Here is a 12,733-nt window from a genome sequence, read left to right on the forward strand (position 1 = left end):
CGGTTTTTTCTAAAATCCGTCTCTGCGATAGACTCGAATTTGATGATCTAGAAAATCCGAAATCACCAAGTAACGGTTGTCCGACGATACGTCGAGTCCCGTGGGTTGATTCCCCGCTTCCCAAAATTCTTTTACCGTGTCGGTCGCCGTGTCTATGACATACACTCTTCCGAGTACCAATCCTTTTTTGAGATAACCTTCGGTAGGGTTGTTCGGTCCTCTGCACGAAACGTAAAGATATTTACCGTCGGGCGAGAGAGCGATCGTATTCGGTTTATCGAATACTGGAATCGTCTTCTGCACTTTCTTTTCTTTCAGATCGTAGACTTCGATTTTGCTGCAGCACATATCCGAAACGTAGATCTTATTTTCGGCCGGTCCGGGTACGATATGGCGCTTGTTGCCGGGAGGTCCGATCGTATCGATCAACTTTTCCTTTTCCATCGAATAGATGCCTAGTCTTCCGCCGCTGGATTCCTGATTGCTCGCCGAGAATTGAGCGATATACAATTCCTTTCCGTCTTTGGAAAGAAGAAGTCCCCGAGGCAATCCGATCTTATCTGTCTTACGCGTTTCCGTTTTCGTCTTGCGATCGATGACGGAGATGTCCTCGCTGATCCAGTTCGAACAGTAGACGAGATCGCGGATCGGATCGTAGAGAAGAATTTTGGACCATTTGCCCGTTAGATCCACCGTCGCTTTATACGCGAGAGTTTTTAAATCGAAGACGTGCACCGCGTTCGCCTGCATCTGACTGACCCAGAGCTCGTTGTGTTCCGGGATCGCGATCGTTTCCACAAAGCCGAGTTTCTTTCTGTATTTTTCGGGAGGTGCGAGTCGGACGGTTTCTCCCGTGATGATGTTTAATACGTCCATTCCTTCGTCTTCGAGAAGAGGAATCGCAAGCCTTGTGTTGTCGATAAAACGCACGCTCTTCGGTTGCATTCCGGTTTTGAATCGCGCTGTAAAACGGTGCGTTACGCCTTCTTTGTCGAGGGCGATCAGTTTTTCGTTCAGCTCTTCCGCGGTTTTTACTCTATAGGAAGAATTTTGAAAGCCCGGAGAAGAAAGTTTTAACTCCAGTCCCTTGCCGTCCGAATAAACCGGAACCTGCACTTCCACGAGCGCGATGTTCTTGTCCGTTTCCAAGACCTTGAACGGAAGAACTTCTTCTCCCGTTTTTATGACCGTTCCTTTATACGGGTGAATTCCGAATTTGACTGTGGCGCTTCCGCTTTTTTCGCGGTTTGCGGGCGATGAAATCAAAGATGAATTTCCGCTTTCGCAACAGACGAGAAACAGAAAGATCGGAATGAGAAATGCTGCGTTGGGTCTAAAGAGAATGTTTTTGAGATGAACGTTCAATGGTGACTCCCTATGGATTCTTTTTTGCCTGCGTTTGATTTCCGAGGACGAGGTTCACCCAGCGGAAAGGACGTATTAGAAAATGATAAATTGCGAATGTGATCGAGAACACGAGAAACAGATGGAGAACGAATTTTTCCGCAAGTCCCAGGCTCGTATGAACCACGAAATATCCGGCCAACAAAGAAACCGGATGATGAACGAGATAGATCGGCAAACTCGCGGTTCTCATGTATTCGGTTTGTTCGTTTTTGAAGTCGAAGAATTTTTGAAAAAGTCCGATGAGCAGCCGTATCATCAACCAGCCCGCGGCGCACTTGGAAAGAATATGGAGAATTCTTCTCCAATCCCCCGTATAACCGAAGTAAGACCAGAACGGATCGATCCTGCTGATTTCGTAAAAACCCCAAAAGGTAAGAAGCGCGAGCGGCGCCCAGATCCAGAATCGATCGGATTGCGGTTCGAGAAGTAGCTTTTCCTTGGAGATGAGTAAACTTCCGCAGAGAAAGAACGTATAGTTGTAAACGAAGTTCACCGGTTCGATCGCGAACCGGGATTCGTCTTTCATGAAATAGAGGTTGATCATGCACGTTCCCGCAAAACTGATGAACGTGAAAACCGTGATCGTTTTCCATTCCTGCGCGAATCCTTTTTGAGCCGGTTCCTTTTTGAGAAGCGCCGTCAAAGGTAGAGTCGCCTTGCGGACGAAAAGATGTAGGATCGTAAACAGGATCAAAAAGTATAAAAACCAAAGATGAGAAGGGCGGATATTTCCATTTAAGAAAATTTGAATGTAGAAATCGAGATAAGAAATTCTTTCGCCGTCTTGTAAAAGCGAAATATAGGATTGCATCGGCGCGAATAAAAGAACCCCCACGACCGTGGGGATGAAAATCCGGAAGATTCTCATCCGTAAAAAATCTTTGAGAGGTTTCGCTCGAAAAATCGCTTCGGTAAAATATCCAGATAAAAAGAAGAAGAGGGGCATTCGAAATACGTGAACCCATTCTCCGAACACATCAAAGAATTCCGATCGTTCTTCGTTTCGAAGCGGATATTTGATTTCCGCGGCGTACACGATCGCGACGTGAAATACGAGACCGAGCAAGAGAGCGAACGATCGAAGATTGTCTAAATAAAAAAGTCTCTTTCGGTTTTTGGAATGTTCCGACAAGGTTGGCTTAAGGCTCAAGCATCCACCGTATATTTGAATAGAGCGTCCCGGATGATCAACGTGGAAGGATCTTCCTTTCTCTGTTCTACCATTTTATCTTTTACTAATAGACTGATCGAACTTACCAAGTCCTGATGCTCCAACCCGACCCTTAGGATAGCCCATTTGATAAAATGACTGAGATTGATTCGAACTGTTGTTCCGTCTTTTTCTCCGTTCGTTTGGGAGAAGCTGATTAACGCGGAAGTCACTAAATTCTTTTTGTCTGCTTTCAAAAGGGAAGCGATCGTCTTGTTGGTTTCTCTCAAACGAGAGGAAAGAATCTTAACGATCTTCATCGAAAATCCCGGATTGGTTTGGATCAGATTGAAAAACGCGCCTTCGTTGATCGCGATCAGCGAAACATCCGTTTTTGCGACGGCTCTTGCGCTTCGAGGCGTTTTGTCGATCAGTGCCATTTCGCCGAACATATCGCCCTCTTTTAATTCTACGAGGAGTTTATAAGCTTCCTTTACTTTTTTGTGAATCCCGACCTTCCCTTTTACGATCAAATACATCACTTCCGCTTCTTGGTTTTCTTCAAAGATGATATCGGATTCTTTGAATTCAACACCAAGTCTGTGGACCATGGATTCTGTTATTTTCATAGCTCTGAACGGACCTTATTTATAATTTCGCATCGAGTATTTGATTTTTCGGAATTCAAATTTTTCTGAGAAGTCTGCACCAGCTTCGAAGGTTTGGGAACCGGAATCAACTAAAATCTGTGGGTGCGTTCTGGCGCGGTTGGTGCTGAGGCGATTTATAGAAAGCGATATGGGAGTTCCCACAGCTTTCGAGAAGAATCTTCTCTTTTGTGGGAACTCCTTCGGAACAAGCGGGGAAATTCCTGTTGACTCACGCCCGGTCCCGAATATTTTTTTGGGGTCCTTAGAATTCACACGGAGGTTGCATGAACCGGAATCGGATTCTTGCCGTTGTTTCCATTCTTCTTTTGGGTGGAATTGTTCATTTTATCTTAAAACCTTCTCCCGTTGATCCGTTGGCGTATTTTCCGCCGGAACCTCCTCCGATGGAAGGAGCGTATGCGCCCAATCAATTGTTGTCGGAGGCCGAGCTGATCGGTTTAGGAAAACTGCAAGGTCCCGAAGACATGGAAGTCGACGATCACGGAAATATTTACGCATCTTGCGAGAACGGAAAAGTAATTCACATTTCTCCCGAAGGCAACGTTAAGGCGCACGCCGCGACTTCGGGGCGCCCTCTCGGAAGTAAACTTTTGGCGGATGGTCGACTGATTGTCGCCGACGCCGACAAAGGACTTTTGGAAATCGGAACGAAGGGAGAAGTGAAAGTTCTCAGCACGGAAGCGGACGGGGTTCCGTTTCGATTTACGGACGACCTGGACGTCGCCCGCGACGGGACGGTTTATTTTTCGGACGCTTCGGACAAGTTCGGCAGCAAGGAATATCTTTACGATCTGATGGAAGCAAGACCTCGCGGAAGACTTTTGAAATACGATCCTCATACGAAAAAGACTACCGTGTTGTTAAAAGAATTATACTTTGCTAATGGAGTTGCCCTTTCTAAAAACGAAGACTTCGTATTGGTCAACGAAACGTACCGATATAGAATCCGCAGGTATTGGCTGAAAGGACCCAAAGCCGGTCAAAACGATTTTTTTATGGAGAATCTTCCGGGATTTCCGGATAATATTTCGGCGGACGGAAACGGAACGTTTTATCTCGCATTGTTTACGGTGAGAAATTCCCTCATGGATAACGTCTTTCATCCTCGACCCGCTTTGAAGTCGGCGATCGCGAAACTTCCCGAGTTTCTCTGGCCGAAAGCGCAGCCTTACGGATTCGTTCTTCTTTTGGACGAGAGCGGAACCCCTCTCCGCAGTTTTCAAGAGCCGACTGGGAAACATCTGAAGGCGATCACCTCCGTAAAATATAAAAACGGTTTCCTGTATCTGGGAAGTCTTTATAACGATCGGATCGGAAAATACGGCTGGAATCCGGAGCGTCCGAGTGAGTAGATTCGAAAAAAGGAATATACTTTCGATTGTAAGCAAGATAGATCGAAACACAAGACGTTATTACGAATGAAGAAGAAAAAGAAATTCCCTTTCGAAACGGAAGCGACGTTGCAACTCATGTCCGCGATCTCCGATCCGGTGAAGCTGAAGATCGCGAAAATCCTTTCCTGTCATCGCGAGGTGAAGGCGGGCGACATCGCGAAGGAATTCGACATATCGAGAACCACGATCTCGCATCATCTCAACAAGATGAAACTCTTGAATCTCGTTTCTTCCCGAAAAGAAGGAAAGGAAATCTATTACTCCGTGGACAAAAGCCTGATCGTGGACACGTTAAAAGAAGTTGTAAAATTTCTGGAATCCTGAAGGATTCGCATATGTCGATGAGTGTCAACATATAGATTTATGTAACCGATTCGATTCAAGGAGATAGGGATGGATTTTACGATACCGAAGGAAGTCGAAGAGATCAAAAAGAAAATCCGCGATTTCGTGGAGAAACACGCGATTCCCGCTGAGGATCATTACGACTACGATCACGGGAGAATGCCCGAAAAGATCACGGAAGAGCTGAGAAAGAAAGTAAAGGAACTCGGCCTTTGGACTCCTCATCTTCCCAAATCGGAGGGAGGGCTCGGACTCGATATGGTGGGAACCGCGATCATCTTTTCCGAACTCGGACGTTCTCCGATCGCTCCTTATCTTTGCAACTGCGACGCGCCCGACGAAGGCAACATGCATCTTCTTCATATCGCGGCAAACGAGGACCAAAAGAAAAAATTCTATTATCCTCTTGTGGAAGGAAAGATCCGTTCCGCTTTTGCGATGACCGAGCCGCCCCCGGGCGCCGGAGCAGATCCGCAAACCCTGACGACGAATGCCGTCAAAGACGGAAACGAATACGTGATCAACGGGCACAAGTGGTATTGTACCGGTGCGAACGGAGCGGGCTTTTTGATCGTGATGTCCAAGGTCGCGGATTCGTTTCGAAGAACCACGATGTTTCTCGTGCCGACCGACACGCCCGGTTATACGATGGTGCGTGAAATCGGAGTGATGGGTTCTCACGGTCCGGGAGGCCACTGCGAGTTGAAGTTCGAAAACGTTCGCGTTCCCGAATCTTCGATCCTCGGAAGAGTCGGCGAAGGATTCAAGTGGTCGCAGGAACGTCTCGGACCGGCCCGCCTAACGCACTGTATGCGATGGATCGGTCTTGCGAGAAGATCCATGGAAATCGCGAGGGAATACGCTCTCAAACGCGAAGTGTTCGGTCAAAGGATCGCGGATCATCAGGGGATTCAGTGGATGTTCGCCGAATCCGCTTTGGAAATCGAGTCGGGTTATATGCTTACGTTAAAAGCCGCGCATACTCTCAGAGCCGGAGAAGACGCAAGGCAGATCATTTCGATGGCTAAGTGGCAGGTTTCGGAAACTCTCTGCAAGGTGATCGACCGCGCGATTCAGATCTGCGGTTCTCATGGCTACGGAAGAGACATGAAGCTCGAATTGTTTTATCGGGACGCAAGAGCGGCTCGGATTGCGGACGGACCGAGCGAGGTTCACAAAATGGTGATCGGAAGAAACCTGGTCAGCGGCAAAAACGATTTTTAATATTAGAATACGCGAATATTATGAACGACACCGAATTAAAGAACGTTCTGGAAGGTTATCTTTCGGACAGATTGAAGGGAAAAACGGAGATCCATTCGATGGTATCTCTTTCGGGCGGAGCTTGTCAGGAAAATTTTTCCGCGCAGCTTCAGGTTTTGGAAGGACCGGAAAAAGGCTCTTACGACACCGTATTTCGAACCGACAAGGGCGCGGCGCTTCTTGCATCACTGAGTCGGGAGGACGAATTCGGCGTTTGCGAACTCGCATACAACGCGGGTGTCAATACTCCGAGGCCTTTCTGGCTCGAAACGAATCGAGGAGTAACCGGAAGTCCTTTCTACTTTATGCAGAAGATTTCTGGAAAAGCCACGGGAAGATACATCGTCAAAGATCCTTCGCTTAACAAAATTAGAAAACAACTCACCGCGGATCTTGCGGTCAATCTCGCAAAGATTCATTCCGTAAAACCGGAACATTGCAAAAACGAAACCCTTCGTAAAACTCTTTGGATGGGACAAGATCCGAACGACAAGGTAGTCGCTAACGGATCGATACATTCTCTTCGATTGGAGTTGGATCGGATGAGCGAAGCGTATCCTTCGATGGAGATGATTCTCAACTGGCTCGAAAAAAAAGCGAAACCTTCGGACGATGTCGTATTGATACACGGGGATTTCCGAACCGGAAACTTTATGGTAACGCCCGACGGACTTCAAGGAATCGTGGATTGGGAATTCGCGCACTGGGGAGACCGGCATGAAGATCTCACCTGGCTTTGTATGAGAGATTGGAGATTCGGAAAGTTGAATAAGGAAGCGGGCGGTTTTGCGGATCGCACCGAATTCTACGAAGCGTATGAAAAGGCTTCCGGCGTAACCTTGAATCCTGCGATGGTCACGTATTGGGAAGTGATGGGAAATCTTCGTTGGGCGATCGGTTGTATCGGTCAGGCGGAACGACATCTTTCCGGAAAGGATAAGGGAATCGAACTTGCGGCTATCGGAAGAAGAGCCTGCGAAATGGAATACGAAGCGATGAGGATCATAGAAAATGCAGGATAAACCGACATCAACGGACTTGCTCGAAGCGATTCAGGATTTTCTTATGAAGGAAGTCCTTCCGCAATTCAAGGACAAGGATTTACTCTCGTATAAAACATTAGTAAGTTGGAATATGTTGGGGGTCGTTTCGCGGGAAATCAGATCCGGCGAAGAACTTCTCGATAAGGAACTCGATCGCCTCGTAAAACTTCTAAAGAAGGATTCCTCCCTTCCTGCCACGTTAAACGAAAAGAAAAATCTCGCACACGCTTGGAACGTGGAACTCAGAGACAAGATCCGAAAGGAAAAACTTTCTTTGGAAAACGCGGAGTATTGGAATCACGTAAAAGAAACCGTACGAGAAAAGGTGGAAGTCACCAATCCGAGATTCACGACGGAAAGTTAGTCGCTCATGTCCGTTGTTCATCTCGTCCGTCACGGACAGGCAAATTCTCAGGGTGAAAACTACGATCTTTTGACTCCGCACGGAAAGAGTCAGGCGTTTGCACTCGGAAAATTCATGGCTCGGAACGGAGAAGTTCCCGATCGCATCGTGACCGGAACGTTGCGCAGACAAGTCGAAACGGGAGAATCCTTTTTGGAAGGGGTGATTTCCGTCGTAGGCGAACGGGAGGAATTTCGATCTTCTTCGTTTATCAATCGAGACGCGGGTTGGAACGAATTCTCACCCGAACTCTGGGGTTCTTACTCGAAACTACTCGCGGCGAAAAGACCCGAGTTTGCAAAAACGCTTTCTCAATTCGCAAAGGTTCGACTCAAAGGCGGGATACGATCTGCGGCTCTGTTCTTTAAGCTGACCGAAGAGATTCTCAAATTTTGGAAAGAAGGAACGGAAACTCCCGAAGGAATCGAAACTTACCGCGGTTTCGAGGCAAGAATATTCCATTCTTCTAATGTATGGTTTTCACCCGGGGATCAGGAACGGAATTTCATCTTCACTTCGGGCACCCCCATCTCTTTGGTTTTGAATCGGCTCTTAAAACAGGACGAGGATTGTTTCGCTTGGATGCCTTGGATCTGGAACACTTCCTTAAGCACCTTTCGTTGGGTCAGAGGGAAATATCTTCCCGTTTCGATCAACGGAGTTCCCCATCTGCCCGAAAAAATAAATCGCACTCTATTTTGATTCGATTTCGAAATTATTTGAGTCAGAATCCGTTTTTACGAGTCTTATAAACGAGAAAAGAGGTCGACGAGTCGAACGGTTAACGTCCATACTGTTCGTCGTTCGTGAGTCATTGATGACAATGCAGAGAAGTCAATCTCGATCCTCCTTAACCGAAGCGGGGCTTTGGATATTTTGGATCAGTACGATCTTGACGATCGTTTCTTTTTTCGCAAATTACTATTACGAAGAAAGAAACGTAGATCGACTTATAGATAACGTTCATTGGACAATCACCTATCTCTGTGCCGCGGTTCTCGCTTGGCTCGGATACCTCGCCGCCGAAGGAGGAATCCATCGATTCCGATTCTGGTTCGCACTCGGTCTTACCGCTAACGCGCTCGGACAACTTTCGTGGGCGATCCAAGTATATCTCGATTATTATGTTACTCCGACTCCGAGCGATTATTTGTTTCCTTGGGTCGCGCCTTCCTTCGTGATCGGATACTCTATTATCGTTATTGAATGTGATCGCACTCGAATCCGCGCCGCGGTTCTCGACGCGTTGGGGTTGATCACGGCGATTCTAACTTTTTCTCTTGCGTTGTATCTTCCGCAACGCGAAGGAGTAGGGATTCCGCAGCTTCTTCCGTTGATCAATCACCCGGTTTCGTTTTTGACCGCAGCCGCATTAGGAGTTTTACTCATTCCGCTTTTGAGATTACAGCCGGATAAATCCTGGTTCGCATTCATATTAGGCATGGGAGGAACGGGGCTTTGCTGGTTGTTGTGGAACGCGTTCTTTATCGTAGAGATTCCGCCGGACGGAACGATTCTCAACGCCGGATTTTCCGTATCGGCGCTGGTCTTGGGATACGGAGCTTTGACATGGGAGCCTAAGTTCAACGATAATCCGATTTGGGGAAGAAGGTTCGAAGCCGCTCTTCGTTTATTACCTTTATTTGAAGTAGTTGCCAGCTCGATCACGATCGTTCTTGCGGGAACTCTTTCCGGTCTGCCGGAAGGAGTTCGGATCGTAGCTTGGACGGGAACCACGATCGTCGTCGTAATCGCGAGTGCGAGACAAACGTTTCTTGTAAAGGAAATGACGGACGCCGAACAACGAATCCGTTCCATCAACGAAGGTCTCGAAGGAATCGTCACCAAACGGACGGAAGAATTAAGAACCGTAAACCAATATCTCGTTTCTAAAAACGAACAAGTCATCCGCGCCATAGAAGAATTGAGAAGCGCGCAGAAACAGTTGATCCGCTCCGAAAAGATGGCCGTCTTAGGACAGTTAGTCGCGGGAATCGCTCATGAACTCAATACGCCGTTGGGAGCGATCGTTTCCTCGAACGAGGGAATTCAATCCGTATTGTCCAATTCCTGGGAGACTCTTTTAAGAAATTATTCCGAATTTTCCGAAGCCGAAAAGAAAGTCTGGGAAAAACTTTTTACCAAAGGAATTTCTCCGCGGGAATTTTACGATACGAAAGAGGAAAGGACGAAACGGAAAAAAATTTCCGGTTTGTTAAGCGAAGTCGGAATCCGGGATTCGATGCGGCTCGCCGACATTCTAACGGATTTGGGAACCGCGCCGGAGGAAATTTCCGAAATTCTATACGAGTTATCGGATAAAGAGAGATTCTTTCCGATAGCGCATAACGCGCTTTCATTGTCCAGTTTGGCCCGTGCCAGTTTTACGATCGAAAAGGCCGCCGAAAAAGCGTCTCTCGTCATACAGGCTCTCAAAGAATACGCGTATAAGGATCGTTCCGGTGCGGCGATGGGACCGGTCGACGTCCGCAAACAATTGGAAACCGTTCTTACTCTTTATTATTCCAAATATAAGACTCAGGTGGAAATCGTGCGGAATATGCCCGACACCGCCTACGTTTGGGGAAATGCGGACGCGTTGACGCAGGTTTGGACGAACATCATCGGTAACGCGCTCTATGCGATGAACTATAAAGGGAGAATGTCGATTTCCTGCAAAAAATTGCCCTCCGGTTGGGAGATCGCGATCGAAGACAGCGGAACCGGAATCGAAGACACGATACGGGATCGGATCTTCGAACCTTTTTTTACGACAAAACCTTCTGGAGCCGGAACCGGTTTAGGATTGGATATTTGCCGCAGAATCATCGAAGATCACAATGGCAGAATCTTTTTCGAAACTTCCGATCGGGGAACGACTTTTTACGTCGTTCTTCCGATTGCCGACGCCGCCTCGGAACGCAACGGACATACGCTTTAGAATATAAGAAAATTCTACTTTCCTAACATAGCCTGCGCTTTTTTTGATTTCCTCGGCGCCCTTTTTGGAAACAAATTCTTAACAAATTCATAGTAAAAAGATTTTAAAATAGTAATCCTTTCAGCATGCCGCTTTGCGCAAAGAATGATTTGTAAAAACCACGAAGGAAGGAATTCTTAAGGTTCGATTTTTTCCCGTTTGATCCGTTTGCGGATTTCCTTACCGCGTTTCTGGTTCACTTCCAAAACCTGCAGAAGAGTGTCGATCGGAAATACGGTTCCCTGGAACATTCTTCTCATCGTTCTTTCTGACATATCGTACCAGCGGGCTTTGGAAGAAACGAGAAGTTCTCCCGTTTTGGAAAGATGAATCGTAGCCTTCGTATAAAGTCTTCTTCTTCTTACCATCGTAACCCAACAACGCACTTCCACCTCTTCATTGAGAGGAACCGCTTTGTGATAACGCATATACAACTGATCGGTCATTACGAAGTGACCGAGATGAAAACAAAGCACGCCTTGCGCTTCGTCGAGCAGAGTTGCAAGAACTCCTCCGTGGGCATAACCCGGAGCGCCTTCGAATGCCTTTTCTATTTTAAACGGAAATCGAACTTCGCCGCTTTCTTCGTGAAAGGGGAAACTTGCATGAATCCCTTTCGGATTATCGGGACCGCAGCCGAAACAATTCGTATGATGCCAGTCTTGACCGTTCTGACTCGCTTTGATCTCCCGGTAGATTGTCTCTGGTTCCATGTATTCCTCCGGAAGGAGTTTTCTATTTGGAGAATTCCTCCGATTTTACAACCGAATCGATTCTCCCTCCATGAAAAAATCCGATGCTCCCGATTCAAGTGCTAAACCCGCGAAAATTTCGGAAAGATTCGCTCGTTCGAATGCTCGGAAATTTACGGATTCGTAAAAGTAGAATCCGAATTCTACCCCAAATCACCTTGACTCGTCCGTGATCGATCTTAATCTACGTTGCGTCTCGTTAGGGAGAATCGAAAATGAAAGCCGCCGTTTTAGAATCCGGTAAAAAAATTTTAGACATTCGCGAAGTTCCCGTTCCTACGCTCGGGCCCGGACTTGTAAAAGTAAAAATCAAAGCCTGCGGTATTTGCGGGTCCGACGTTCATCTCGTGGTTCACGGAACGATGAAGTGTAAAAATCACCCGAGAGTTCCCGGTCATGAATCTTCCGGCGTCGTGGAAGAGATCGGAGAAAACGTAAGTCGTTTTAAAAAAGGGGATCGGGTCGTGATCGCGGCAGGAACATCCTGCGGAGTCTGCAAACAATGTAGATCGGGACATGAGAATCTCTGCAAGGATCTAGGCGTGTTCGGTTTTGATCGGGACGGAAGTTTCGCCGAATACAACGTAGTTGAGGAACGTTATTTGTATTCTCTGCCGGATGCGATTCCGTTCGATCAAGGAGCGATTCTTGCGGACGCCGTTTCCACTCCGTATCATGCGATTCGTTACCGAGGCAATATTCAAGACGGAGATACGGTTGCGATCTTCGGCTGCGGCGGTTTGGGAATCCACGCGGTTGCGGTAGCAAGAGCGTTGACGAGCGGTAAGGTGATCGCTCTCGATGTGGACAAAGGGTCTCTGGAAAACGCCGCGAAATACGGAGCCGACGAATTGGTGAACTTGAAGGAGATTCGGAATCCTGGTAAAACCTTAAAAGAAATCACGAGCGGAGTCGATCTTCTCGCGGATTTTTCCGGCTATATGTCCAACGTGGAAGAATCCCTTCGAGCGATGAATCGGGGAGGAAGAATCGTTTTGGTCGGAATCGGCAAACAACCTCTCAAGTTTCAGATTCCGTTTATCCTCATCGAGAAAATGATTTCCGTTTCCGGTTCGTACGGTTCGGATCGGCGTGCGATTCCGGAATTGATCGATCTGTATTTAAAAGGAAAAATCAATCTTACGCATTCGATCACTTCGCACCACCCTCTGGAAGAAGTGAATCAATGCCTCGAAGCTCTGGACGAACGAAAAGGAAATCCGATTCGGTTTATTATTCAGCCTTGAGTTTTCGAAAAATGTAGGAACTGCAACGAGCCTTTTCAAAGAGAATAGGCCTCTTTATACGCGTGGGAACTCTCGCGT

General features: G+C 47.2%; 12 protein-coding genes. 8 read left to right on the forward strand and 4 right to left on the reverse strand.

Annotation, left to right across the window (positions count from 1 at the left end; translation table 11 throughout):
• Positions 1-9 precede the first annotated feature (9 nt).
• From LFX25_RS04240 to LFX25_RS04250, 3 genes are read right to left on the reverse strand one after another with little or no spacing between them, the layout of a single operon-like run.
• Positions 10-1,365: a YncE family protein gene (locus LFX25_RS04240; protein ID WP_238729129.1), complete on the reverse strand. Its 1,356-nt coding sequence runs from the start codon at positions 1,363-1,365 to the stop codon at positions 10-12.
• Positions 1,366-1,375: 10 nt separating this feature from the next.
• Positions 1,376-2,557 (reverse strand): acyltransferase family protein, encoded by a 1,182-nt coding sequence (locus LFX25_RS04245; RefSeq protein ID WP_238729130.1) that lies wholly within the window; start codon positions 2,555-2,557, stop codon positions 1,376-1,378.
• The gene (locus LFX25_RS04250) at positions 2,554-3,186 is read right to left on the reverse strand and encodes a Crp/Fnr family transcriptional regulator (RefSeq protein WP_238729131.1); all 633 of its coding nucleotides are present in this window, start codon (positions 3,184-3,186) and stop codon (positions 2,554-2,556) included. The genes LFX25_RS04245 and LFX25_RS04250 overlap by 4 nt, the downstream gene beginning before the upstream one ends.
• A 305-nt stretch (positions 3,187-3,491) precedes the next feature.
• On the opposite strand from LFX25_RS04250, the gene LFX25_RS04255 reads away from it, so the two are divergent.
• From LFX25_RS04255 to LFX25_RS04285, 7 genes are all read left to right on the forward strand, one after another.
• Positions 3,492-4,580 carry an SMP-30/gluconolactonase/LRE family protein gene (locus LFX25_RS04255; protein WP_238729132.1) on the forward strand — a complete coding sequence of 363 codons (1,089 nt, stop codon included), beginning with the start codon at positions 3,492-3,494 and terminating at the stop codon, positions 4,578-4,580.
• A gap of 66 nt (positions 4,581-4,646) precedes the next feature.
• Positions 4,647-4,946, forward strand: coding sequence for an ArsR/SmtB family transcription factor (locus LFX25_RS04260; protein ID WP_010575786.1), 300 nt, complete (start codon positions 4,647-4,649; stop codon positions 4,944-4,946).
• A 69-nt stretch (positions 4,947-5,015) separates the two neighbouring features.
• Positions 5,016-6,191, forward strand: coding sequence for an acyl-CoA dehydrogenase family protein (locus LFX25_RS04265; protein WP_238729133.1), 1,176 nt, complete (start codon positions 5,016-5,018; stop codon positions 6,189-6,191).
• 20 nt (positions 6,192-6,211) lie between these two features.
• Positions 6,212-7,252: a phosphotransferase family protein gene (locus tag LFX25_RS04270; protein WP_238729134.1), complete on the forward strand. Its 1,041-nt coding sequence runs from the start codon at positions 6,212-6,214 to the stop codon at positions 7,250-7,252.
• Positions 7,242-7,637 (forward strand): DUF6285 domain-containing protein, encoded by a 396-nt coding sequence (locus LFX25_RS04275; protein ID WP_238729135.1) that lies wholly within the window; start codon positions 7,242-7,244, stop codon positions 7,635-7,637. Before LFX25_RS04270 ends, LFX25_RS04275 begins: the two co-directional genes overlap by 11 nt.
• A 6-nt stretch (positions 7,638-7,643) precedes the next feature.
• Positions 7,644-8,378 (forward strand): histidine phosphatase family protein, encoded by a 735-nt coding sequence (locus tag LFX25_RS04280; RefSeq protein WP_238729136.1) that lies wholly within the window; start codon positions 7,644-7,646, stop codon positions 8,376-8,378.
• 115 nt (positions 8,379-8,493) lie between these two features.
• A complete protein-coding gene (locus LFX25_RS04285; RefSeq protein WP_238729137.1) occupies positions 8,494-10,617 on the forward strand; it encodes a sensor histidine kinase in 2,124 nt (707 codons plus the stop codon).
• Positions 10,618-10,793: 176 nt separating this feature from the next.
• On the opposite strand, the gene LFX25_RS04290 is transcribed toward LFX25_RS04285, so the two are convergent.
• On the reverse strand, positions 10,794-11,369 hold the full coding sequence (locus LFX25_RS04290; RefSeq protein WP_238729138.1) for a PaaI family thioesterase: 576 nt from the start codon (positions 11,367-11,369) through the stop codon (positions 10,794-10,796).
• Between the two features lie 254 nt (positions 11,370-11,623).
• Here LFX25_RS04290 and LFX25_RS04295 point away from each other — a divergent pair, with 254 nt between their 5' ends.
• Positions 11,624-12,655, forward strand: a complete 1,032-nt coding sequence (locus LFX25_RS04295) for a zinc-binding dehydrogenase (RefSeq protein WP_238729139.1) — start codon at positions 11,624-11,626, stop codon at positions 12,653-12,655.
• Positions 12,656-12,733 lie beyond the last annotated feature (78 nt).

It is taken from the genome of Leptospira sanjuanensis, assembly GCF_022267325.1.
GTDB classification, from domain to species: Bacteria; Spirochaetota; Leptospiria; order Leptospirales; family Leptospiraceae; genus Leptospira; species Leptospira sanjuanensis.